Here is a 24,517-nt window from a genome sequence, read left to right as displayed (position 1 = left end):
GGTGCGTTCCTCCCCCTCTGTCGCATGCTCGATAGACCGAGCGCCTGAGAGATTCGGTAGAGACCCTCCGGTACCGGGGATCACAGCCTTTCCCCGTCGGCGGGTGGGTTATCCCACCGCTTTCCAGAGGCGTCGGAGCCCGTACGGTCCTTTGTGCCTGAGAGATTGACGGGGAGGTATTGCTCCTTCGGCGCCCAAGCAGTGTTCACAGCCAAAACTGTGAGGCAATACCCGAGGCTCTCCCGTACGCCGGCGACGCGAGGCCTAGTCTAGTTGACTGATCGACCTCGAGTGACCGTGATCTTGTCCGAATCGGTGTGACGATGGTTATCCCGTCTTGCGGGACACCCGATTCGCACGTCGCGAGGCCAATTCATCTTCGGGGTTTGGGTCGCTTTCACCGCCATCGGCGCGCTCAGCCGGGAAATCTGCGATGGTTCCGGTGAGTTCGCGCATCGCACCGCTGACCGCGATACCGAATACGCCCTGCCCGCCTTGAAGTAGATCGACAACCTCTTCGGGCGACGTGCATTCGTAAACGCTCGTGCCATCCGAGAAAAGAGTGATGTTGGCGAGGTCGCGAACCCCACGGTTGCGAAGGTGATCAACTGCGACGCGAATATTCTGCAGAGAAATTCCGGTATCGAGTAAACGCTTGACGATTTTCAGGACCAGAATGTCCTTGAATGAATACAAACGTTGGCTGCCGGATCCTGCGGCACCGCGGATCGACGGGACGACCAACGAGGTACGTGCCCAGTAGTCGAGTTGACGGTAGGTAATGCCGGCGATCTGGCAGGCGATCGGAACACGGTATCCGACCAGGTCGTCAGGAATGGAGTCGTCCGGAAAGAGTCCGGGTTGCAGTTCTTCGGAAGTCAGACCGACACTGCCGGTGATACCTGCATTGCCTACGCTCGACTGTTCTTCCACTGCCGTCTCCTTCTCGCTGCGCCATCATGTAACCGAGCCGCTCGATGAACAGCTCCGCCGTCAACCGAAGAAGAAATTCTGGGATACCAGAAATCTTGGTCAACCGATCCCGAACAGTGAATTCGAGGCACGTAATTCCATGAGTGGACTTACCCAGAGTACGCCCGAGTGAGCGCCTCGACCAGCCTCGACATGCAAGGCGAGAAGATCTTCACCGCCCGCTACGCTAAGACCCGGTCGAACTACGGTCAATGCAACACGCCGTACCGAGACTAAAGCTCTACTTGAGACTTTCGGACTAATGCCAGCTAACGGTCGTTTCGACTATCCGTCAGTGGCTTTGAAGTCGTCCGGAGAAATTGTGTCCAGGAATTCCTTGAACTTCTCCACCTCGTCCTCGCGCTCGTCCGGAATAATCAGGCCAGCCTCGGCGAGAACGGCCTCCGACGCAAAGATCGGCACCCCGATCCGAAGTGCCAACGCAATCGAATCCGACGGACGCGCCGACACCGTGGTCTGCTCGTCGAAAACCAGATCAGCGTAGAACGTCCCTTCCTGCAGGTCCACGATGCGGACTTCCTGCAGGCTCCGGCCGAAGGACTCGATCAGTATCTTGATCAGATCATGTGTGAGAGGCCGAGCCGGCTCGACGCCCTGCTGCTCCAGAACGATCGCCGTGGCTTCCGTCTGCCCGATCCAGATCGGCAGATACCGATCGCCGTCGGATTCACGAAGCAACAAAACCGGTTGATTCTGGGGCTGCTCGACACGAACTCCGATCACACGCATTTCGCCCATCGAGCTTGCCTCCAACCTGATGTGACCCTGACGGCCGAATTCACGGCCGTACTGAGATTCTATTCGGATTCTATTCGCGTCGAGCGAGATGATCGAGAACTCAGCGATCAAGGCTTCCGCGGACCGCTGATTTGACCAAGCATGTATGCAATGTCAACGACAACGCCGCGAGTTCCCGCACCATTTCCTCGGCTCGATCACGAGCACCAGCGTCGCGCCCCTTGGCGACCGGGCCCGCAATCTGAGTCACCAACCCGGCTTCGCGATCTGCAGCCAACTTGAACGCGCGCAAATGCCGCACTTCCAAACCATATTCAGCCATTGCCTTGGCCGTCCGAGCCAAAGTGACCGCATCTTCGTCGAAGAAACCGGCGGCCCCCGGCACGATCAGCCCGGTGCGAATCAGCTCAGTCAAGAAGCGGTCCTCAACGTCGGCGCGGGCCAGCAAATCCGCCCGCCCCACACGCACTTCGCGGTCGACCCGGAATACCTCGGGTGACACTTCCCCGGGAGCGATCGACAGGACCCGCGGACGTCGAGGCGCAGAAGTCTCTGCACTGACCGTCGCGGCGCCACTGTCGATCGCCTCGAGTTGTTCCTTGATCACTTTCAGCGGCAGGTACTGATCGCGTTGAGCGGTCAGTACATAGCGGAGACGCTCGCAGTCCTCGACGGAGAACCTGCGGTATCCCGACGGCGTCCGTTGGGGGCTGATCAAGCCCTCGGACTCGAGGAAACGAATCTTCGAAATCGTCACGTCGGGAAAATCTGGACGCAACCGATCCAGCACGGAACCGATAGACATTCCGGGCTGGCTCTGCTGCCGCAAGGCCGTCATTAGCTACCCGCACCTGCTGACGTCTCGCCCACCTGCGAACCACCGGCACGCGGGCCGGTGAGGAAGACCAGACGGAACTTTCCGATCTGGACCTCGTCGCCGTTGGCCAATACAGCCGAATCGACGGGCTCACGGTTGACGTACGTACCGTTGAGGCTGCCGACGTCGACAACGTGGAACTCAGCATCTTCCTGGCGGAACTCCGCATGGCGACGGCTGACAGTCACGTCGTCGAGGAAGATGTCGCTGTCAGGATGGCGACCCGCAGAGGTGGTCGGCTGATCCAGCAGGAAACGCGAACCGGCGTTGGGTCCTCGTTTGACTACGAGCAATGCGGCGCCGGTCGGTAGACCTTCGACACCCGATACCGGCTGCTCGGCGGCCGGTGCTGCTGAGGAGTTGTCGAGCTCATTGAGGAAATCTGCGCGGAATACCGATGTGGTCTCCGCCGGAGACTCCCCGTAGCCCGCGTCGTTACCGTTCTCGCTCACTGTTTCTCCTCCTCGATCAATCATCCAGATCAGAAATCACTGGACTACGCAGTGCACTTGTTTTGACGAGCATCTTTCACAGTCACACTCAGATACGGCCTTGCACCCCGACTTGGCACATGCGTACCTAACGACCGTACCCTGCGCGGACCGTTGTGTGCAGCGAGACTGGCCGCGACACAACGGACCGGCATTTCCGTCCTAGCTGGACGTGAGTTCTGTGTATCCGGCAGCGTCCATCGTCTCCGAAAGTGCGCTGTCCAAGGCGGCTTCGTCGGCGACCTCGAGATCGACCAACCAGCCGTTGCTGTATGGGTCGGTGTTGACCAGTTCCGGCTGACCATCCAATTCACCGTTGGCTGCAAGCACTTTCGCGGTGAACGGCGCGAAGATGTCGGAAACGCTCTTGGTGGATTCGACCTCGCCGAGTGATTCACCAGCGGTGACTGCTTCGCCTTCAGCGGGAAGCTGGACGAACACCACGTCTCCGAGCTGTGACTGAGCGAAGTCGGTGATGCCAACTCGAACAGAGGTCGGGCCGGTTCGCTTCACCCACTCGTGTTCCGCGGTGTAACGCAGATCTGTAGGCGTATCGAGCTCACTCACAGTGGCTTCCTTTCACATGCCGTCCGAAATTCCGGACGCAAAAATTCAATTTCCAGGTTGAGCGTATTGGCGCGGATTCAATTGTCGCAAGGCGGAGATCGTGACCTGCTGCGATTGCTCGAGCGAGAAACTTCCTCCATTGCGTGAAACGTTGTCGAACACTCCACCGGGAATGTTCAGCGCCGCTGCCAAAGTCGGCGGATCGCCGATCGCGCTCACAGTGTACGGCGCTGAGATCTTCACGGAGTCCAACTCGAGTGCCCCGCCTCGTCCGGCAACCCACGAGTTGACACCGATCCGGATCGGTTCGCCTGTAGCCCCGGCAATCTGAATGGCCTCGGCCCCGGCGGCGCGGAGTTCCTGGATCAAATCGAGCATGACCTCGGATCCGACTCCGCCGGCCGGGTCCGTCAACGTCATCGTTACGCCGGGACCGGTTGCGGGCGCCGTCCCCACCTGGATGGACAACGCCATCAGTCGCGCCTGCGCTTCGGCGAGCGCGGCGTCGGTGCTACCGCTACGTCGTAGCGTCGCCAACGAATCGTCGAGGTCGGATACTTCTTGCCGCAGAGCGGCTTCACGACGGTTGAGGTTGTCGAGGACGACCAGCAGGTCAGCGGGCCTGGCCGAATCGAGCGAGTCGCCCGCAACGGTACTGCGCACTTGCGTCGCAATTGCTATCCCGAGCACACCGAGGAGAACTGCAGCGAGGATCGCGAATACGACATTGGAGCGATGTTTCGATACGGGGCGAAGTTCGTGTCGCCCTTCGTGCGGACCGCCGCCCGTTTCAGCCATGACTCACGCTCCGAACAGACGTCGACGCAATGCCGCTGCGTTGCCGAAGATTCGGATACCGAGAACCACGACGATTGCCGTCGAAAGCTGCGTGCCGACGCCCAACTGATCGCCCAACCAGACGATCAGTGAGGCCACCAGAACATTGAAGACAAACGAGACGACAAACACTTTGGCGTCGAAGATTTCGTCCAGGTAAGCGCGTAATCCGCCGAAGACTGCGTCGAGGGCAGCGACAACGGCGATCGGCAGGTACGGCTGAATCACGTCGGGCACCTGCGGGCTGAAGACGACGCCCAACACGATGCCGATCACAAGCGCTGCGAGTCCGTACAGGGCGGAACCGGCCTTCATCGAACTCCTTCTGTCATTTGGGTTCACTCGGTGGGGTCGCGACACGCACGGGGCGCGGAATCGCGGGCGGAAGGGTCAGCGAATCATTCTCGGCGACAGCAAAACCGACTCCGTACAACTGCGTGAGGCTCGACATCCTGAGATACGCATCGCTGACGACGAACTTTCGTTGCAGACTGCGACTGTCACCGATCGCTCTGACGACGTACGGCGAGAAGACGGGTTGGTTGTCGACCAACATCGCGCCGCCGGCCTGACGGATTGTCACGGCCGGACCGATGCGCACACCGCCAACCGAAACAGCCTCAGCGCCTCCCACCCACAGTGCATTAACCACGGTTTGAAGGTCTCGATCGAGAACTACGGACTTTCCGCCGACGCTCCGCTGCGAGGCATCCGAAAGATTTGGTCGGCTGGCCGGATCGGTAAGCGTGACGGTTATGCCCTCCCCGTGCACAGTTTCGGTTCCCGCCTCGGATTCGACGGCTCGAAGTTGTCCGAGCACCTGGCTTCCGCGGGCATCTCCGACGAGTGCCGACCCTCGGGCGTCGTCGACCGATTCGGTGAGCGAATTACGCGTCGCATCCAAAGCATCGATGTGGTCTTGTGTCTCACGGACCTTGGCGACGAGGTCTGCGCGCAGATCCTCGGTACCCGTTATCTGACGGGCCGCGGAGACTGCGGACACACTGAGAACGAACCCGATGAGAACAGCACCAACGGCCAGCCATGGTCCGGTGCGCGGCATGCCGTTCCGGCTGTGATCATGTTCGCGTTCGAGTGCTGCTGCTTCATAGCCGGGGTCGAGGTGTTCGGTCATCATCGACCGGAGTAGCGACGGCACCGGATTGCGGCGCACATCCTCCCCGGTTCTTTTCATCGGGGCGTGACCTCGTAGGTTCGAGCAACCTCAGCAGCTTTGAGAATGTAGATGACTGCGGTCCACACGTACAGGACGGTTCCCCAGATCAAGAATGCGAAGCCGAACGTGTGAGTGAACGCGGCAATCGCCCAATCGCCCTGCCCGGCCAGAATCAACGGAAGCGCGAACATCAGCAGGAAGGTTGCGGCCTTGCCGAGGTAGACGACTTCCGGAGGCGGGAGCCCACGCCGGCGATAAATCGGCAAGGTGAGGGCCAGAATCAGATCGCGGCCGATCAGGATTGCGGCAACCCACCAGGGAATGAAATCGCGCGCCACAAAAGTGACCAGGGTGGTGACGACGTACAGACGATCGACCAGAGGGTCCAGCACAGCGCCCAACCGGGATGTCTGATTGAGAATGCGCGCCAGCTTGCCGTCGAGCCAATCCGTGAATCCGCTGAGCATCAGCAGAGCCAAGGCCCAGCCGTCGGAGTGCGTCACCAGAAGCAGATAGGCGAACAGCGGGAGCGCCAGTAGTCGCACCATGCTGAGGATGTTGGGAACTGTCAGAACTCGGTCCGTCATGACAAGTTCTTGTTCACCTGATTTCACTGCACACACCTCGCGTAGTCCGTCACTCCGTGGTGCAAGCCTTCCACAGGGAGCGCGACATTCTGATCACGGTCTCCTGTGCGCAGAGTTCGCGCGTGTCGAGGACGTTACCGCCACGCGAAGACGGGTTGTTCGAGGTCGTCGATCCGGGTATGCCGCCCACTCAAAACCTCACGAAGCTGGTAGACGACGGCCCCGGTCGGCGCATGAACGAGACTGGTTCGAAACGGCCACTGCACCACGGGGTTCGGCGACTCTTCGATCGATACGAAACGCGGTTCCACATCGAGTTCCGCCGAGGTGACGGCATACAGCGATGCAACCTCGTCCGGGTTGGGAACGAGTTGATCGAAATCGACACCCGACCAGACGACAAATGGCCGGATCACAAACCCTGATCGAGTGACGTAATCATCGAGTCGTCCGATGATGTCCGCCGGAGTCGTCGTCAGCCCGAGTTCTTCGGACAGTTCCCGCACTGCGCCCTCTTCGGGTGTCTCACCGGGGTCGACGCTGCCGCCGGGCAGTGCAAACTGACCGGGGTGTGCGCGCATCTTGCTGGGACGTTTGGTCAGGGGAAAGACCGAGGTTCCGTCGGCGTCGCGCATCAACGCAAAGACAACGGAAGCCAACCGGCGGCCATCGGGATCGACGGACTTCGGTTCGAACGTCGCGAAGGCCGATTCGACGTGAGTCCGATCAAGTAAATCTGCGTTCACCATTTCTCGACATTAGCGTGGAGCGCAAGAAACTCGGGTGCAGCCCGACCCATTTGATCGTTTTGCCAGATTATCGAAGCGGCCTACTGTCATGCTGATTCGACGGCACTACCCATCAGCGCGTAAGGAAACCGCATCGTGAAGGCATGGTTCGTGGAATCCGTCGTCGATACCGGCCGACTACCGCTGTTTTTCCTGCTGGTCTCGTTTCTGCTGGCCTTTCTGTTCATCAGATTCAGCGTCCGCATGATCCGCGCCGAAGTTTCGTGGTGGCCGGGCAACGTCACGCCCGGCGGAATGCACATCCATCACATGGTTTTCGGCCTGATCATGATGCTCGTATCCGGATTTGCGTTCATCGCACTGGCCGATTATCAGACTCCAGTGGCAAATTGTGTCCTGGCGTCGGTGTTCGGAATCGGAAGTGCACTCGTTCTCGACGAATACGCCCTGGTACTTCATCTTCGCGACGTCTACTGGGCAGAAGAAGGTCGTTCATCGATCGATGCGGTGTTCGTTGCGATCGCCATCGTGCTTCTATTCCTGTTCGGAGTCCATCCGATCGGATTTGCCGGCGATTTCAATCCGTACGAGCAAGATCGCAGTATCGGGACCCTCATCGGGATCATCATTTCAATCCTGATTGCACTGGCGATCGCGATGATCACGCTACTCAAAGGCAAACTGTGGACCGGGCTGATCGGATTGTTCTTCCCACCACTACTCATCGTCGGCGCAATCCGCCTCAGCCGACCAGGTGCGCCGTGGGCTCGGTCGCGATACCGCGACAAGCCGACGAAGATGAGTCGTGCCGTAGCCCGCGAACAACGTATTCGGGAACCATTGATCCGGGCAAAGATTCGGTTCCAGGAAAGTGTGTCGGGAAGTTTCGGACTACCGGAAGCCAACCCAGTCAAGCTCGACGCACTCAAGCCTGAACTCTCCCTGGCCTTGCCGCTCCAGCCGCCGATCGTGACCCCTAAATGGCGAATTTCCGACGCACTGCGGTGGCGTCGCACCCGCCGACGCCTTCGCACCGTCCCCGTCTGGCGACTGCCCGTCCTACTGGTGGTCGCGGCGTTCTTTCTGGCGGACACGCTCATCGACGTCGACAGCACGTTGTTCGACGGATTCGGTGCGGATTCCAATGAGTACGCCGTGGATCCAGGCGCCACCGCGACGCTACTCAGTGTCATCGCCGGCGGAATGATCACCCTCACCGGTCTCGTGTTCACCGCGATCACCCTTGCCATGCAATTCGGGGCATCGCAGATTTCAGTCCGGGTGGTCCCGCTACTGGCTCAGCAGCGAGTGATGCGCTGGTCGATCGGAATGTTCCTCGCGACGTTTGTCTACTCGATTATCGTCGCTCTCGATCTGGCACTTAACACGCAACATTCCGCTCCCCAGATTTCTACGTACACAGCACTGTTTCTCGCGATTGTCAGCGCAATACTCTTCATCGCACTTGTTGCCAAAGTCGGCTCGATCCTCAATTCGAGTCAACTTCTCCGGTGGATCGCGTCGGAAGGGCGACGAGCAATCGTTCGCGCCTACCCGCTCTACAACGAATTCTCCACTGAGGCCACTTCCGGTCCCGCTCTTCAGGCAGCCGACGTCCTGCTACCCGTCGACGAATCACGCGAACTATTGGTGATCCGATTGCGACATCTCTCGCCCGACGGACGCGTGCTGCTGGCAATCAACCTGCCGCGACTGCAACGGCTTTCCTCCATCTGGGGCGTCAGCATCGAGGTCGTTCCCGGTATCGGCGAGTTCGTTGCCCAGAACGCTCCGATCTTCGAAGTTCGGGGAAACTCGTCGAGCGTCCGTCCCGAATCACTCACGTCCTGTCTGCTCTTCGGTGACACACACAGCCCAATGGCCGGCCCGGCCGCGGCCATCCAGTCCATCGTCGATATCTCCTTGAAGGCCCTGTCCCCTGCTATCAACGACCCGGGCCGAGCGGTCCAAGCCCTGGATTACATCGAGGACCTACTCGTTATCCTTGCGCCCCGGGTGCACGGCGACACCGCGACGTCCACGTTGTCGCGGATCCGCGGGCAGCAGCGAACCTGGACCGACTACGTGTCTATCGCGACCGACGAGATTCGGCACTTCAGTACCAACTCCGCGCAGGTGCAACGACGCCTACGTGCCGTCTTCACCACCTTGATCGCGGCTTGTCCCCCCGATCAGCACGCACCACTACTGGAACGCCTCGACGCGATGGACCAGCAGTTGACCCGGGAGTGGACGGGCGACCTCGACATTCGCCTGGCCGGTGCCGCCGATCCCCAAGGCCTCGGTTCGGAGGCCGGTTCCAGCGGCCGAGTTCATCCCCTGATCGTCGGCCGGCCGGACGCCCGGTAGTTCACAGCGTTGCGTTGGCGTCCTGGACCCGGAGATCACGGGCCAGGTTGTCTCGCTTCTCGAGCACCAACCGGCGCAACGACGCCGGCGCATCGTCGTTTGTCGCGAGCCACTGATCGACCGCGCCCAGATCTCCGGCAGCCGGGAACAAACCGTTGACCAGTCGCCGGGCTATCTCGATACTGCGCTCGGACCACCACGCCAGCAACGACGCAAAATAGTCGGTTGCATAGCCCTCGGTCAGCGTCCCGTCGGCGCCGGCCCGGAAGCCGCCGATCATTGCGTCGAGGTAATCGTTCGAGAGTGTTCGGTCAGTTGTTGCGGCCGTCCACACTTTTGCCTTCGTGTCCGCCGTCGGTAGAGATGCGAGAGCGCGAGCATGCGCAATTTTTCCGGCCGAGGTGCCATCACGTTCCAATTCCTGATCGAGATCATCGGGATCGGCAAAACCGTTGGCAGCCAATGCAATCCACAACGCCCAGCGGAGATCAGGATCGAGGGCCAACCCGACCGGACCCGGGCTCTCGCCGAGCAGTATCGATCGAAGCGCTTCGGCGTACGTGTCGTCGATCGCGGCCGCGGCCGCGCACGCACGGGCCCAGGCCAGCTGACGGCCGGATTCCGGCTCGCTCTCGAACATTGCCTTCCAGGTGGTCGCCAACCAACCCGCCGCAGCCGGCGGGCGAAGGTGCTCCGGAACGTAGTGAACAATCGCGTACTGCGCGTCGGTCAGTACGGCGCTGAGCATCGCGAGGTCGGACTCTGCGGGGCCGAACCGTTCCACCATCGCCAAGTAGCGGAACACCGACAGTTCACCGTCCCGTACCGAGTTCCACAACGATGACCACACAACCCCGCGTGCCAGAGGATCGACAATCCGATCGAGCGAATTGTCGACGGTCTCGAGCGACGCGGCATCGAGTCGAACCTTGGCGTACGTCAGGTCGTCGTCGTTGAGCAGGATCAACCGGCCGGCCGGGAGATCGATCGGTGTCCGCGCGGCCGCGATATCGACCTCGACCCGGGCTGTGCGGACCAAGTCGCCAGTCTCGTTGTAGTCGTAAACACCGACTGCCAGTCGGTGTGGCCGCGGATCGGTCTGCACCAACTCGCCGCCTTCCAAGGTCAACATGGACACACCGGCGGTCTGCAACCACGCACGCGCCCAATCTCGCATGTCGCGGCCGGAGGTCGCGCTCAACGCGTCGAGGAAATCGACCAGTCGAGTGTTCCCGAATGCGTGCGTCCGGAAGTACCGTCGCGCTGCCTCGAAGAATGCGTCGCGGCCGACAAACGCCACCAACTGTTTGAGGACGCTGGCGCCCTTGGCGTAGGTAATGCCGTCGAAATTCAGTTTTGCGGCCTCGAGGTCAACGATGTCGGCGACGATGGGATGAGTAGTTGGCAGCTGATCCTGCAGGTAAGCCCAGGCTTTCCGCTTGATCGTGAAGGCCACCCACGCATCAGTGAATCTTGTGGCCTCGACGCTGACCAGTGCCCCCATGAAATCTGCGAACGACTCCTTGAGCCACAGGTCGTCCCACCACACCATCGTCACGAGGTCGCCGAACCACATGTGCGCCATCTCGTGCAGGATCGTGTTCGCACGGCTCTGGTACTGCGCATCCGTGGCTTTTCCCCGGAATACGTAGGCCTCGGTGAATGTGACGAGTCCTGGATTCTCCATTGCCCCGAGGTTGTATTCGGGAACAAAAATTTGGTCGTACTTGCCGAACGGGTACGGGTAGTCGAAAGCCTCGGCATAAAAATCGAGACCTTGCCGGGTCACCTCGAAAACGTCGTCGGCGTCGAGGTACTCGGCCAGCGAAGCCCGGCACAGCACAGCCAGATCGACGGTGAGATCGCCACGAGACCACTGCGAAGTCACTCGATGGTAGGGACCGGCAGCGATCGCCGTGATGTACGTCGAAATCGGCAGTGTCGGAGCAAATTTCACAGTCTTGCTGCCGGTGTCAGACAAATCTGTTTGCACCGGAGCCTGGTTCGACAACACTTCCCAGGAGTTCGGCGCCGTCACCACAAAAGTGAACGGCGCCTTCATGTCCGGCTGCTCGAAGCAGGCAAACACACGACGTGCATCCGCCGGTTCGTACTGCGTGTACAGGTACGTCTGCCCGTCGGCGTCGTCGACAAATCGGTGTAAACCCTCGCCGGAACGGCTGTACTCGGCAAGGGCACTAACCCGAATGACACTCGAGCCCGATATACCGCTGAGCCTGATCCGGGCGCCGTCGTACTCGAACGGAATCCGACGACCGTTCAACTCCACGGATTCAACTGCAGCACCGATGAAATCAAGCCACGTCGAGTCTGTTGTCGATTGCATTTCGAGTGTGGTCACCGACCTGAAGGTTGCCACAGCCGCATCCGTCGCGGACCGAAGATCCAACTCCACTCGATACCCGGTCACCGATACAGCAGATGATCGTCCGGCAACTTCGCTTCGACTCAAATTCGCGGTGCTCACCCACTTGATCCTGCCAGGCCGCACCGCGTTGGTCGCCTAGCCGGTGAAAGCGCCCTGCCAGACAGTGTCGAACGGGGTGTGAGCAGACACGCGAGCTTCGATACCGGCGGTGACGAACTTCTTCGCGAGCGCAACAGCCTCATCCACGTCGACGCCCTTTGCCAACTCCGCCGTGACAGCGGCAGCAAGGGTGCAACCGGCACCCGAGACGCGCTCCTGGCCGACCTTGGGAGCAGAAAGAATGGTCACATCCGTACCGTCGAACAGCACGTCGACGGCGTCGTCTCCGGCCAATTCGACGCCGCCCTTGGCGAGAACGTACTTCGGTCCCAGATCGTGAATGCGACGAGCAGCTTCGATCAGTTCCTCGACGCTGGAGATGCTGTCCATACCGGCGAGCGTGCGTGCCTCGAAGAGGTTGGGCGTGACGACCGTCGCGAGCGGGAGGATCGAATCGCGAAGTGCTGTATCGGTATCGAGCGCTGCGCCGGGCTCCTGACCCTTGCAGATCAGAACCGGATCAAGAACGACGTGGCGCCAGGACTGTCGACGAAGTCCCTCGGCGACAACCTCGATGGTGGCCGGAGTGCCCAGCATGCCGATCTTCACGACCTCGAGATCGTGCGCCGCGGTTGCCGCTTCGATCTGGTCTGCAATGACCTCGGGTGCGATGGGGACAAACCGATGGCCCCAATTGTTCTTGGGATCGAAGGACACGATGCACGTCGTCGTCGCGATGCCGTAGACGCCGCGGGCCTGGAAAGTCTTGAGGTCTACCTGTAGGCCGGCACCACCGGTGGATTCGGATCCAGCGATGACGTAGGCAAGGTCAACCACGGTACTAACTCCTCTTAGGGCTTCGACATCATCCACGGATACCCGCGAATGCCGGAGGTGAGTTTATCAATATTGACCGTGCAGCTTTTCCGCGACTACTCGCCCGGTCCACGGGGCTCGTTCTGGGACTGCTCGACCACCCAGGCAGCGATCTGCGCGCGCGAAGTGAAACCAAGTTTTGTGAGGACGTGCTCCACATGGCCCTGCGCGGTGCGTAGCGAGATCACCAATTTGGCCGCGATCTGTTTGTTGGTGAGACCCTGAGCGACGAGGTCCGCAACCTCACGCTCACGCTTGGTCAAGTCCCCTGACTGACCAGCCGTGCGAGTCGGGTCCGGGGATTGCCGGCCGAGCGCATACGCGACTGCCCCATCCATACCCATGAGCCGTCCCTGTCTGCGGGCCGCCCCGAATGCCCTCTCGCCGAGGGTTTGCCGCGTCAACGCTTCGCATTCCTCCTGGTACGGCTGCAGAGTGGGGAATACGATCGTGACGCTGCCTACGGAGTGCCCCAACTCTTCCGCGGCGCCTATCAGTACGGCGGCACGCCGCGAATTCCCCTCTGCCGCAGCAATCCACGCCAACACCTCCAGGCACGCCGCGCAGGTGAGCGGATCATTGACCTGCTCGGTGAGCTGTAGCGCCTGCTCGAGCAGCCCAACGGCTCTCCCCTGGTCACCCTGTCGCCACATCGCAACGCTCATGGCCCACAGCGTGTAGGAGTGATACACCGATTCCCCGTGAGATTCGGTGATTGCGAGCGCCTTTTCGTAACAGCCAATCGACCGCTGCGATTCGCCGAGCAGTTCGTAGACCAACCCGAGTATCTGCAATACGCTCACTTCACGTGTGAGATCACCACGTGCGTCGAACACCTCCAGAGCGTTTTCCAAGCGGGAGACTGCGCGCGGTAGATCGTCCCGATACAGCGCCAGCATGCCGTCGGCATGGTCGACCAGTGCTTGGGCAAGGGGGTCGGTGAGCTGAGCAGCAAGCGCGCGTCCCTCCTCCATCAGGGCAGTCGCTGCCAGTAGGTCGCCCTGCACTGCTGCCAACAGACTGTCCGCGTGGATCGCTCGAATGCGTCCCGATGTCGGCTTTCCGGCATCGCGGGCGAGGAAACTGTCGAGCCAATGTCGGCTCTCGCTGTACAGACCGCGGGTCAGCGAGAAGGGATACAGCGCGGTAGCCATCTGCAGGCCGGCCTGGACGCCCGATTCATCGGCGGAGAGGCCGTATTCCAGCGCTTCCCGCATATTCGGCAGCTCCCGATCGAGACGATCAATCCACTCGAGTTGCCTCGGGCTGATCCATCCGGCTTCCGCGTCAAGCGCCAACTGCCGGTACCAGTCCAGGTGTCGACCGCGGAACACCTCATACTCACCGGCCTGCTGGATTTTCTCCCGTCCGTAATCGCGAAGTGTCTCGAGCAATCGGAAGTGGACCGCGGTGTCGAACTCCTCTCGGATCAGGATCGATTTGTCCACCAGTGAGCTCAGCGAGTCCAGCAGGCCCTCCTGCGCCGCGTCGACGCCGCAGACCTCCTCCGCCGCATCGAGTTCGAAACTTCCCGCGAACACAGCCAGCCTGCCCCACAGCTGCTGTTCTTCGGCAGTACACAGGTCGTAGCTCCAGTCGATACTCCATCGCAGGGTCTGCTGCCGGGTGGGCGCAGCCCGGCTACCTCGGGTCAGAAGCGCATAGCGATCGTCGAGCCGCTCCAAGATCTGTTCGGGCGACATAGCCCGCAACCTCGCCGCCGCCAACTCGATCGCCAGTGGCAGCCCGTCCAGCCGCTGGCAAATCCGGGTGACCACAGCCCTGTTCTCTTCGGTGAGTTCGAATCCCGGCACCGCGGCAGCGGCCCGTTCGACGAACAACGTCACCGCGTCGTATCGGGGCAACACACGGAGCGATGGCTCTTGGTCAGGATCGGGGACCGCCAACGGAGACACCCGCAGTACGGATTCCCCGCCAATCCCGAGAGGCTCGCGCGTGGTCGTCAGGATTTTCAACTGTGGGCACGCTCGCAGCAGCGCTTCGACTAGACCGGCTACCGCATCAACGACCTGCTCACAGTTGTCGAGGACCAGCAATAACGTTCGAGTGGCCAGAAACTCCACCACAATGTCCTGCAACGGCCGTGCCGACTGGTCGCGCACTCCGAGTGCGGCCGCCACCGCGACCACCACAAGCGGCTCTTCGTGCAGCTCGCCCAACTCGACCAGCCATACGCCGTCGGCAAAGTCCCTCTGCGCCTTCGCCGCAACCTGCAACGCGAGACGTGTCTTGCCAACACCACCGATTCCGGTCAAGGTGACCAGACGAGACACCGACAACAAGTTCTTCGCCTCGGCCAGCTCAGCACGCCGGCCAACGAAGCTGGTCAGCTCCAGCGGCAAGTTTCTCTCGACTCCCTGACCGGACGGTGAGGTAGGCGGACTCCATCTTCGCGACGGTGGTTGTGGATCCTGCCGTTCAACTTCGTGTTCGGCGCGCAGCGCCATCTCATCGACGGGGAACCCGTGGCGGAACTGAAGTTGCCGCAGGTCCTCGCCCAGCGCCGACGCAGATTGTCGGTCGGCTGGGTCTCGGGACATTGCCTTCTCCACGACCCCACATACGTCGTCGGGAAAGCCGTTCTCCCGCAAGTCGGGCACCTGTTGTGCGGTGATCCGCAAAAATTGGGCCACAACCTGCTCGCCGCTGCGGCGCTCGAATGCCGCGTGACCGGTGAGCACGCTGAACAAGGTGGCTCCGAGCCCGTAGACATCTGAGGCCGTACTCGGCGGCTCACCGCCGAGTACCTCCGGCGCAGTGAAGGCAGGCGAACCCGTGACCGTTCCGGTCGCAGTCTTGAAACCGTCTGCGATGTGCGCGATCCCGAAATCTGTCAGAGCCGGTTCACCGTAGTCGGTAAGCAGAATGTTTGCCGGTTTGACGTCGCGATGCAGAATGCCGAGCAAGTGCGCCGTCTCGAGCGCGCCTGCCATCTTCACCCCGAGCCGGAGTACTTCCTCCACGGAGAACGGCCCCTGCCGGCGGATCCGGGCATCGACTGAGCCGTGCGACTGGTACGGCATCACCAGGTAGGGGCGCCCGGTGTCGGTGACACCGACTTCCAAAACGCCCACGATGTTCGGGTGGCCGGTCAAGCGCCCCATTGCCCGCTGTTCCCGGAAAAAACGTGCCCGGTTTTCCTCGTCCAAGTCAGCGGTCAGTACCTTCACCGCCACTGTGCGGTCAAGCCCGAGCTGGGTGCAGCGGTAGACAACACCGAAACCACCGCGCCCGATCTCCCGCGCGTCGTCGAATCCCGCCGCTCCCAGCTCATCCACGATGAATGGAAGCAGATCGCGACGCGTGTGGAGTTGATCGTCTTCGACCATGAGCTACTTCGATTCTGCAGAATCGCTGGCGACGCACCATTGCGCTACTTCTCGATAATGTTCCCTTCGCGCATGGCCGTCAACGCAGTGCGGTGCCGAGCCCGGTGATACCGATCGTTCCCTTTTTGCACCTGTGCAACTGGACTGAGCGAGTGTGAGTCTGCGCGGTGACGTATTGATCCAGAGAGAAGAGATAGGTACCCGCGCAGGTACTTCGACCGATGTGTGCAACTCCCCTGAGTGCGACGGTCAAGGAGTACCTACACAGACCGATCGGATGTGGTTGCGATGACGACCCTCAAAGATCAATTGGATAACTGTCAGTACCTGCTGGCGCGAGCCCGGCTTGCCGGTGATGACGATGCAGTCCGGCGATTCTCCGAGTACCGAGAACTGTTGGTCAAGCAGGCCGCCAGCATGAAAACTCATCTTCGCCTGGTATAGGTCCGGCTACCGGGCTGATCCGTCCGAGCCCCACGATCACATCGGGTGCCGCACCTTGAACTTCGACAACGCGTCGAACTGCTCGCCGATTCTCTCGGCGAACTGAGTCGGCGAGAGATAGTGCACGGACTTACGCATGACGCCGGCGGCCGACGAGGCAGGTATCGCGGTTGCCCAGGCAATGTGGCACTGCGGGACATCGCTAGCTCCAATGCGACGCAATCTCCTGCGGCCACTTTCCGCGACTCTGAAAGTACTGAGTCGCGTCGGGTTCCTCGGCATATTCCATGAGATTCCCAACTTGTTGGGCGAGTACCGTCCGCACTTGGGACGGCCGTGCAAAGAAGAACTCGCGCCGTAAGTTGGCATGATTGAGTCGCCTCGTTGTAAATGAAGCATGTAGCGCTGCTTCAAGACTGACCGCATCGTCGGAAAAATACAAGGCATGTACATCAAACGGGAATGGCACTGACGCGCTGCCAAGCTCTTTGACCCGGTCCATCGGTTCAAGTCTTCGAGTCATCCCGATCTTGACAACATTCGGGCCGAACGCGCCCTGGTTGCTGATGACATAGACATAACCTGCACGAATGTTTGCTCGTCGATAGTCGTTTTGCTCAATTGCAGACTCAACCTGAGCCAACTTCTCTCGAATCCGACCTGCCTCATGGTCATTCCGGTCACCCAGAGAGTCGAGAACGTTTTGGTAGTGGGACCGTTCTTTGGCGAGTTTCTCTCTCTGCGCGGCCAACTCCTGCTCGACTTTGCGTTCCTCACGCAGTCGTTCACGTTCCTCACGTTGAGCAAGCTTCTCTTCTTGCACCTTCATCAAATAGTCTGCTGTCAGCTCTAACTCTGCGACACGCAGGCCGTGATAATCCTCGGCAACGTGCATTTCCATCATGGTGCCGAGTTTGGCGATGGCCGCGGATGCCTTCTGCAGTCGACTCACTGCAGTCGTGAGATTGCCAGCTTTCATCGTCCGCACACAGTTCTCGGCCTCAGCGTTGTATGCGCGGAGCATCAACTTCGATAGATCTGCTGTCATCTTTCGGCCCTTGGCCAAAGAGTTGTTGAAGCTGAACATGTCCGCGGCAATGATTGCCGAACCCGACGTGATTGATGCCTTTACCTGGTCCCGAATCTCTCCTAGCCGTTCCCTATACTGTTCTGCGTTCTGCAAAGGGTGTTGGTAGGTATAGATGCCCACTTCCTGCAGCACCAAACGGTCATCTGTTTCGACAACTCCATCTGGTGTCACCAACATGCGAGTTGCCACCGCAATGCTTGCAGCCGTAGCGTCGCGGATTGCACTATCACGTTCCCTGGTTACTTCGGCGAGACTATCAAGCAGGGAGTTAAGCTCGCGCTCCTTGGCTACCAGAGCCGTACGCAACGCCCGGATCGTCACATTCGGATCATTCACAACCGCTACCAGCTGACCTTCGACCGAGAATCGGCATCAGCCTCGCACCCCGAATGCATTGCCAACTGGAACAAGGTCGTACGGGTTCTTCGACACACCGGCCCTCAAGTGATCAAGGGTTGCGCGGGCCTCTACACGGGAAAGATCAAGACAAGAAAAACTCTCCCGATCGGTGGCTAGCTGCACCAAGGGGACAAAGGTGTCCAGTCCGGTCCCCGAATCAACGGTGCTCACCCCGACTGTCATCGACAGAGTCGACACAACCGCGTCCCGATCAGCCTCGAATATCTCATGCGCAGTGCGGATCGCGACCTGTGATACTGCAGCGGCATAGCGATCCTTACGGGCCTTCACCGGCAGTTGAGTACTTGAAATCGTGTCACTGGACTTGACGTATTTGAACGCTTTCTCTGACGGCAACGCTTCTGGGTGCGGCACGATCACCATCAAGGTCAACTCTCGTTCGACCCCATTGAACTGAAAATCATGTTCCACCTCGAAGCAGTCCGGATATACCGAATTGCCGAGCACTATCGATACGTACTCTTCTAACGCATCCGGCTTTCGGTCTTGCAAACCCATCATAAGTTTTTCGAGACGAACATTCGCGGCAAAAACCTCGGTACGGCGGTGAACGCACTCAGCTTCGTAGGTCGCCTGCGCGGCTACCAGGTTCTGCATACGACGCGCTTCCATGTCTCGATGCGCCACCTCGCTACGGTGCTGCGCCTCATTGCGTTGCGCCACTGCATATTCCCAGCCCTGTCTCTGCTGCCAATGCGCCGTCTGGGCATCCGCAATCGCTGCGGCGTGTCGCTTCCTCCCGCCCAGCATGGAGCTGAGCCCCACGGGTGCCGGAGGCTCGATGTACACCGGTTCGGGGGGGAACGGCAGCAAATCCTGAATCGGAGTTACTGCCGTCAGATCCGGCCGGTCGAACGGCGGATGTTCGAGCTTCTGGCGGAGCAATTCGAGATCGACATAATCGTCAACATCGAGTGTGGCGGCGAGAATGCCATCGATCGACTCGAGCTTTTCAGCTAACTCTGCATTGAGGAGTTCGACCTCCGCCAGTCGTGCTTCGTGGTGGAGACGCGCCTGTTCTTTCGCGTTGTAGGCCGACATCGCCGCGGTGTGACGCGCGTCAGCAGTGCGTGCACGTTCCCACTCCCGACGGGATCGATCCGCCTCGCGCACCGCACGAGCGTGCGCTTGAGCCGAAGCCCGTTCCTGCTGACGTTGACGTTGCTCGTTCAGTCGAGCCTGATATTGCATCTCAGCAAAGAATCCGCGCCGCTTGGCCATCTTCCACTCCCCTTGATCCCCGAACCCCTATTTGGTCACACCCTAACGCGCTACGCCGACAAAACAGACCACGTGGAAGATTTTGGCACCGCGCTAAGCGAGAATAGCTAGAGAGTGCGTTCGCCTCGAACTATTAACCACACTGTTCCTCCGCAGCAGCTACCCTGCCAGAGCTTTTATCGGCGTAGTACGAAACTGTTCCGCCACGCAGCGCGATGGACGCATCATCGGCAAGTACGCATTGCCGTTCGAGATCAAGTTCGGTGAACTCCTCTTGTGTCAGCGCTTCACCGTACGTGCACGGGCCCAGGTTGGCTCGATCCTTCGGGTTCACGAATTGCACGTAGTATGGGCGCCCCACGGCCTCAAAGCGGTGACAAAATGCAGCTGGCATCCGTCCCCCACGGAGCAGTAGTCGGCGTTCCCTGCGATCCTCGACCGAGTAGCCTCTGTCGACACCGCCGACATCGCTACTTCTGACGAAACTCGCGCGGCAACGTCGACGGTTTCGACTCCGCTATCTCGATTCGAGGCGCACGACGCCACAAATAAGATTACTGGGATTGCTAGAACTGCATCGGTACGCCGCATTAAACAATCAAACCAGACCATTCAGTCCAGTAATTGGCTAAACGACATCACCGACTGTTGAAAGCATCCGCTGCGGATCGAGGCACTCCATCTGACTGACGCTAAGTCGATCTCGTTTAACGGCCACGCTAGTAGACCAACTACCTTCCGGCCTGAAAGTTTTTGGCAGCCCGGTCCCCGAGAAGTGATGCGTGCACCAACATCCCCGTCACTACGACGAACACGATTATCGAGAACAGCGCGGATGCCGGAGCGCCGAATCCCCACCACAACCCGATGACCAGCTGTATCGCTAACCCAGCCAACGCCATTCGCGATGTACGTCGCAGCGCAGGCGCCGCAGTCCGGTGCGCCAACTGCCACGCCGCAGGACTCGACATCGTTGCGCGCGTCCGAATCCCCACCAACTCGTTCGGGGTGTCACCGACAATCCGTTGCACCAGGACCACTGCGACGACCAGCAACGCTGTCCCACCCGACAGAGAAACGGTAAGCCCGAGCAGATCTTGCGAATTCATACCCCACATGCCCTCCAATCTTGGCACACGCACTAACTCACCGATGACGCACAAACAAGAAGAACCCGGTGAGAAATTCTCACCGGGTTCTTCTTTGGTCGGGCTGACAGGATTTGAACCTGCGACCACTTGACCCCCAGTCAAGTGCGCTACCAAGCTGCGCCACAGCCCGTCCCGCGCCCTTGTTTCGGGCGCTTGGAAAGATTACATCAGAGACGGGCTGAAGTACCAATCGGCTGGTCAGGGCCGTTTTAGTACCTTTTTGGCGGCAAACTAGCGGTTCTTGCGGTCGCGCTTCTCTCGAACTCGCACGGAAACACGAATCGGACTTCCGTCGAAGTTGAACTCTTCACGCAGACGACGCTCGAGGAACCGGCGGTAGCCGGCTTCGAGGAAGCCTGTGGTGAAGAGAACGAAGGTCGGCGGACGCGAGCTTGCCTGCGTCGCAAACATGATGCGGGGCAAACGACCGCCACGCATCGGCGGCGGGGTGGCCGCCACAACTTCCTTGAGCCAGGTGTTCAAGCGACCCGTCGGGATGCGCTTGTCCCACGACTCCAGAGCCGTGTCGAGAGCCGGCACGAGCTTCTGTACAGCGCGACCCGTGCGGGCCGAGATGTTGACTCGTGAAGCCCAGGGAACACGAACCAGGTCGCGGTCGATTTCCTTGTCCAACATGAGTCGACGGTCTTCGTCGACGAGGTCCCACTTGTTGAACGCAATCACCAAAGCGCGACCGGTGTCGGCCACCATGCTCAGGACGCGCAGGTCCTGCTCGGTGAGCGGCTCGTGTGCGTCGATCAGCAGGATCGCGACCTCAGCGGCCTCGATCGCACTCTTTGTACGCAGCGACGCGTAGAACTCGGCACCGCTGGCATGGCTGACGCGCTTGCGCAGACCAGCCGTGTCAACGAAACGCCAAGGGCGTCCGCCCAATTCGACGATCGAGTCGACGGGGTCAACAGTGGTGCCGGCAACATCGTGCACAACGGAACGCTCGTCACCGGACAGCTTGTTGAGCAAGCTGGACTTTCCGACGTTCGGCTTTCCGACTAGTGCAACACGGCGGGGGCCGCCGCCGGGGATACCTTCACGCGGGGTTTCCGGCAGCTTTGCCAAAACCTCGTCGAGGAGATCTCCGGTACCGCGGCCGTGCGTCGCACTCACGGAGTACGGCTGACCGAGGCCCAAGGACCACAGTGCTGCCACCTCGGACTCGGTGCGTCCGTCGTCCACCTTGTTGGCGACGAGGATGACCGGAGTCTTGGAGCGACGCAGCACGCGCGCTACAGCCTCGTCCGTGGCGGTAGCGCCGACAACAGCGTCGACGACCAGAAGGATCGCGTCGGCCGTCGACATGGCCAACTCGGCCTGACGAGCCACAGCCTGCTGAAGGCCCTTCGCGTCGGGCTCCCATCCACCCGTGTCCTGGACGAGGAAGCGTCGACCGCTCCAGTTCGCCTCGTACGAAACACGGTCACGGGTGACGCCGGGAACATCCTCGACTACCGCTTCGCGGCGGCCGATGATGCGGTTGACGAGTGTCGACTTACCGACGTTCGGTCGTCCCACCACAGCGAGTGTGGGGACGGCGACATACGCCTCGCCTTCAGCGTCTGCTTCGAGATCGAGGTAGTCCCACTCGGACTCCTCGTTCCACACGCCGTCGCCGGCAAATTCGGTTACCAGATCGTCGCTCACTGCACTGCTCCAGTTCTGTCGCTGACCACCAGCACCAGCCTGGCGATCACATCCTCTATGCCCAATTCGCTGGTATCCACCAGTACGGAATCCTCGGCAGGGCGCAACGGCGACACTGCCCGAGTCGAATCGAGATGGTCACGGCGTTGCACGTCGGCTAACACCGCTTCGTAATTGTCTTCACGGCCGTGGCCGATGTTCTGCGCATTGCGCCGTGCCGCACGAGTTTCCGCGGATGCCGTCAGGAAGATCTTGACGTCGGCATCCGGAAGTACGACGGTTCCGATGTCTCGACCCTCGACGACGATGCGATCCGCACTCGACGCCAACTCACGCTGAGTTGCGACGAGCAAGTCCCGAACCTCCGACACTGCGGACACTGCGGACACAGCCTTGGTCACCGCGTCGCCGCGTATCTCTTCACTGACATCCGCGCCGTCGAGCAAAACCTGCTCGCTGGACGGGTCGGTACCGATAGACCAAGGCAACGACGCCACAGCAGCGGTGATCGCTGCGGAATCCGTCAGATCGATTCCGCTGCGAAGAACGTGCAGGGTCGCGATCCGGTAGATGGCTCCGGTGTCGAGGTAGCGGGCGCCCAGCTTCTGCGCCAACGCACGGGAGACACTGGACTTGCCTGTTCCGGACGGTCCGTCCATTGCGACAACCAGTGGCACCGATTGGTCGGTCACAGGCCGACCGCCTCGTACAGCCCACCGACCTCGCTACGACCGAGGACGCGCTGCGTTCCCGGACGCTGATCGCCAAGGGAGACAACTCCGACGTTGGTACGAACCAGACGGACCACGGGGTGGCCGACGGAATCGAGGAGACGACGGACGATGTGCTTGCGGCCTTCGTGCAGAACAAGCTTGACGAGGGTCTTGCCCTCGTTGATCTCGAGGACGGTAACCAAGTCGACCTTGGCCGGACCGTCATCGAGGGTGACACCCTCACGTAGCTGCTTGGCGGTGCTGCGCTCGAGCACGCCGTGAACCGTCGCGAGGTACGTCTTCGGGACCTCGAACGACGGGTGCATCAGGCGGTGAGCCAGATCGCCGTCGTTGGTGAGGAGAAGCAAGCCTTCGGTATCCGCATCGAGACGTCCGACGTGGAAGAGACGCTGACCCGACTGGACGCGCTCGGAGACGATGTCACCGACGCACGGGCGACCGAGGTCGTCGGACATGGTGCACTGCCATCCACGCGGCTTGTTCATTGCCAAGTAGACGAGGTCCTTCTGGACGACGACGCGAACACCGTCGACGCGAACAACCGCGTTCTCGGGGTCGACGCGCAGACCCTGCTCACGAACGATGCGACCGTCGACCTCGACACGGCCCTGGTCGATCAGCTCTTCGGCTGCACGACGCGAAGCGACACCGGCCTGAGCCAGCACCTTCTGCAAGCGGACGCCATCACCCTTGGGCGGGCCGTCCTGCTGCCCGACCTCGGCGTGCTGATGACGAGCAGGCTTTGCGTTGGATACCAACGGGTTCTGGGTGACTGCGCGCTGCGGCTTTTCAGACTTCACCTTGCCGTGCTTGTTGACTGCCGGCGGCGTCGGCGCTGCCGGACGCTTGCGCGGAGGTCCGTCGAACTTGGATCCGCGCGGCGCATTCGACCAGGCACCGCCACGAGGAGCCGCGGGACGCTGCTCTTCACGGGGAGCGTTGCGATCGTCCGGGCGCGTTCCGTACGGTGCGCGACGAACGTCGACGTGGGGAGTGCGACGGTCATCGGCACGAGGAGTGCGACGGTCGTCAGAGCGCGGCGTGTTGGAGCGACCGCCACGGGGGGCTTCGCTACGAGCTCCGCGAGGCGCATCAAAGCGACCACGGGGAGCTTCACTGCGTGCGTTGTACGAATTGTCGCGTCCACCACGGGGTGCATCAGAGCGTGCGCCACGGGGAGCATCTGAACGTCCTCCACGAGGAGCGTCAGAGCGCGCTCCGCGGGGAGCGTCACCACGTGATCCGTAGGTGTTTTCGCTACGTCCACCACGAGGGGCTTCGCTGCGTGCACCGTACGAATTGTCGCCACGGGCTCCGCGGGGAGCATCATTGCGCGATCCGTAGGTGTTTTCGCTACGTCCACCACGAGGGGCTTCGCTGCGTGCACCGCGCGGTGCGTCATTGCGCGATCCGTAGGAATTGTCGCTGCGAGCTCCGCGGGGAGCTTCACTGCGTCCACCACGAGGGGCGTCGCTGCGTGCGCCGTACGAATTGTCGCCACGGGCTCCACGGGGAGCTTCGCTACGACCACCACGTGGGGCGTCGTTGCGGCCACCACGCGAGTCGCGGGAGTTGTTACGGTCCGGTGTGCCATCTCGGCGAGCGGGATTGTTCACTTTTTTCCTGTCAGTTTTTCTTTGTTTCCCGAGCATCGTCGGGTCTTTCTTCTGCGCTGACGGCCGACGCGGGGATGCCCGG

23 protein-coding genes, 1 tRNA gene and 1 riboswitch are annotated in these 24,517 nt (G+C 60.8%); of the genes, 2 read left to right on the top strand and 22 right to left on the bottom strand.

Annotated elements, in window-relative coordinates; translation table 11 throughout:
* Positions 1-134: 134 nt before the first annotated feature.
* A riboswitch (glycine riboswitch) is annotated at positions 135-255 on the bottom strand.
* 72 nt (positions 256-327) lie between these two features.
* The 10 genes from MTX36_RS19580 to MTX36_RS19535 form a co-directional block, all read right to left on the bottom strand.
* Positions 328-900, bottom strand: a complete 573-nt coding sequence (locus tag MTX36_RS19580; RefSeq protein WP_283264238.1) for a MerR family transcriptional regulator — start codon at positions 898-900, stop codon at positions 328-330.
* Between the two features lie 357 nt (positions 901-1,257).
* A complete protein-coding gene (locus MTX36_RS19575; RefSeq protein ID WP_094275059.1) occupies positions 1,258-1,731 on the bottom strand; it encodes a bifunctional nuclease family protein in 474 nt (157 codons plus the stop codon).
* 100 nt (positions 1,732-1,831) lie between these two features.
* Entirely contained in the window at positions 1,832-2,569 is a 738-nt protein-coding gene (locus MTX36_RS19570) for a MerR family transcriptional regulator (protein WP_243621342.1), read from the bottom strand.
* Positions 2,569-3,060 (bottom strand): glycogen accumulation regulator GarA, encoded by a 492-nt coding sequence (gene garA / locus MTX36_RS19565; RefSeq protein WP_094273391.1) that lies wholly within the window; start codon positions 3,058-3,060, stop codon positions 2,569-2,571. The genes MTX36_RS19570 and garA overlap by 1 nt, the downstream gene beginning before the upstream one ends.
* 201 nt (positions 3,061-3,261) lie before the next feature.
* Positions 3,262-3,666, bottom strand: a complete 405-nt coding sequence (gcvH, locus tag MTX36_RS19560) for a glycine cleavage system protein GcvH (protein WP_243621341.1) — start codon at positions 3,664-3,666, stop codon at positions 3,262-3,264.
* A 45-nt stretch (positions 3,667-3,711) separates the two neighbouring features.
* Entirely contained in the window at positions 3,712-4,464 is a 753-nt protein-coding gene (locus MTX36_RS19555) for a DUF881 domain-containing protein (protein WP_243621340.1), read from the bottom strand.
* Positions 4,465-4,467: 3 nt separating this feature from the next.
* Entirely contained in the window at positions 4,468-4,818 is a 351-nt protein-coding gene (locus MTX36_RS19550; RefSeq protein ID WP_094273397.1) for a small basic family protein, read from the bottom strand.
* A gap of 13 nt (positions 4,819-4,831) precedes the next feature.
* The gene (locus tag MTX36_RS19545) at positions 4,832-5,698 is read right to left on the bottom strand and encodes a DUF881 domain-containing protein (protein WP_243621339.1); all 867 of its coding nucleotides are present in this window, start codon (positions 5,696-5,698) and stop codon (positions 4,832-4,834) included.
* Positions 5,695-6,267 carry a CDP-alcohol phosphatidyltransferase family protein gene (locus tag MTX36_RS19540; RefSeq protein ID WP_279394814.1) on the bottom strand — a complete coding sequence of 191 codons (573 nt, stop codon included), beginning with the start codon at positions 6,265-6,267 and terminating at the stop codon, positions 5,695-5,697. Before MTX36_RS19540 ends, MTX36_RS19545 begins: the two co-directional genes overlap by 4 nt.
* A 134-nt stretch (positions 6,268-6,401) precedes the next feature.
* On the bottom strand, positions 6,402-7,016 hold the full coding sequence (locus MTX36_RS19535) for a CoA pyrophosphatase (protein WP_243621337.1): 615 nt from the start codon (positions 7,014-7,016) through the stop codon (positions 6,402-6,404).
* Positions 7,017-7,151: 135 nt separating this feature from the next.
* Between MTX36_RS19535 and MTX36_RS19530 the strand changes: the two genes are divergently transcribed.
* Entirely contained in the window at positions 7,152-9,386 is a 2,235-nt protein-coding gene (locus MTX36_RS19530; RefSeq protein ID WP_243621336.1) for a DUF2254 domain-containing protein, read from the top strand.
* Position 9,387: 1 nt separating this feature from the next.
* Here the strand turns inward: MTX36_RS19530 and pepN are convergent, their stop codons facing one another.
* From pepN to MTX36_RS19515, 3 genes are all read right to left on the bottom strand, one after another.
* Complete coding sequence (pepN, locus tag MTX36_RS19525; RefSeq protein ID WP_243621335.1) at positions 9,388-11,874, bottom strand: aminopeptidase N; 2,487 nt, start codon at positions 11,872-11,874, stop codon at positions 9,388-9,390.
* Between the two features lie 36 nt (positions 11,875-11,910).
* On the bottom strand, positions 11,911-12,711 hold the full coding sequence (gene thiD, locus MTX36_RS19520) for a bifunctional hydroxymethylpyrimidine kinase/phosphomethylpyrimidine kinase (protein WP_243621334.1): 801 nt from the start codon (positions 12,709-12,711) through the stop codon (positions 11,911-11,913).
* Between the two features lie 95 nt (positions 12,712-12,806).
* Positions 12,807-16,100, bottom strand: coding sequence for a protein kinase (locus tag MTX36_RS19515; protein WP_243621333.1), 3,294 nt, complete (start codon positions 16,098-16,100; stop codon positions 12,807-12,809).
* Between the two features lie 288 nt (positions 16,101-16,388).
* Here MTX36_RS19515 and MTX36_RS19510 point away from each other — a divergent pair, with 288 nt between their 5' ends.
* The gene (locus MTX36_RS19510; protein WP_243621332.1) at positions 16,389-16,544 is read left to right on the top strand and encodes a hypothetical protein; all 156 of its coding nucleotides are present in this window, start codon (positions 16,389-16,391) and stop codon (positions 16,542-16,544) included.
* A gap of 36 nt (positions 16,545-16,580) precedes the next feature.
* Here the strand turns inward: MTX36_RS19510 and MTX36_RS19505 are convergent, their stop codons facing one another.
* From MTX36_RS19505 to MTX36_RS30575, 9 genes are all read right to left on the bottom strand, one after another.
* Positions 16,581-16,766: a hypothetical protein gene (locus MTX36_RS19505; RefSeq protein ID WP_243621331.1), complete on the bottom strand. Its 186-nt coding sequence runs from the start codon at positions 16,764-16,766 to the stop codon at positions 16,581-16,583.
* The gene (locus tag MTX36_RS19500; RefSeq protein WP_243621330.1) at positions 16,747-17,970 is read right to left on the bottom strand and encodes a DUF4041 domain-containing protein; all 1,224 of its coding nucleotides are present in this window, start codon (positions 17,968-17,970) and stop codon (positions 16,747-16,749) included. Before MTX36_RS19500 ends, MTX36_RS19505 begins: the two co-directional genes overlap by 20 nt.
* 36 nt (positions 17,971-18,006) lie before the next feature.
* Positions 18,007-19,275 (bottom strand): hypothetical protein, encoded by a 1,269-nt coding sequence (locus MTX36_RS19495; RefSeq protein WP_243621329.1) that lies wholly within the window; start codon positions 19,273-19,275, stop codon positions 18,007-18,009.
* Between the two features lie 133 nt (positions 19,276-19,408).
* Positions 19,409-19,609: a hypothetical protein gene (locus MTX36_RS19490; RefSeq protein ID WP_243621328.1), complete on the bottom strand. Its 201-nt coding sequence runs from the start codon at positions 19,607-19,609 to the stop codon at positions 19,409-19,411.
* A 397-nt stretch (positions 19,610-20,006) separates the two neighbouring features.
* Positions 20,007-20,384, bottom strand: coding sequence for an SdpI family protein (locus MTX36_RS19485; RefSeq protein WP_243621327.1), 378 nt, complete (start codon positions 20,382-20,384; stop codon positions 20,007-20,009).
* Positions 20,385-20,479: 95 nt separating this feature from the next.
* A tRNA-Pro gene (locus MTX36_RS19480) sits at positions 20,480-20,556 on the bottom strand.
* 101 nt (positions 20,557-20,657) lie between these two features.
* The gene (gene der / locus MTX36_RS19475) at positions 20,658-22,085 is read right to left on the bottom strand and encodes a ribosome biogenesis GTPase Der (protein WP_243621326.1); all 1,428 of its coding nucleotides are present in this window, start codon (positions 22,083-22,085) and stop codon (positions 20,658-20,660) included.
* The gene (cmk, locus tag MTX36_RS19470) at positions 22,082-22,744 is read right to left on the bottom strand and encodes a (d)CMP kinase (protein WP_243621402.1); all 663 of its coding nucleotides are present in this window, start codon (positions 22,742-22,744) and stop codon (positions 22,082-22,084) included. The genes der and cmk overlap by 4 nt, the downstream gene beginning before the upstream one ends.
* A gap of 29 nt (positions 22,745-22,773) precedes the next feature.
* A complete protein-coding gene (locus MTX36_RS30575; protein ID WP_374230504.1) occupies positions 22,774-24,435 on the bottom strand; it encodes a pseudouridine synthase in 1,662 nt (553 codons plus the stop codon).
* Positions 24,436-24,517: the final 82 nt, after the last annotated feature.

Source organism: Rhodococcus sp. ARC_M6, from assembly GCF_022810305.1.
Taxonomy (GTDB): Bacteria; Actinomycetota; Actinomycetes; order Mycobacteriales; family Mycobacteriaceae; genus Rhodococcus_F.
The sequence above is the reverse complement of the archived record's forward strand: the minus strand, read 5'-3'. Positions and strand labels throughout refer to the sequence as shown.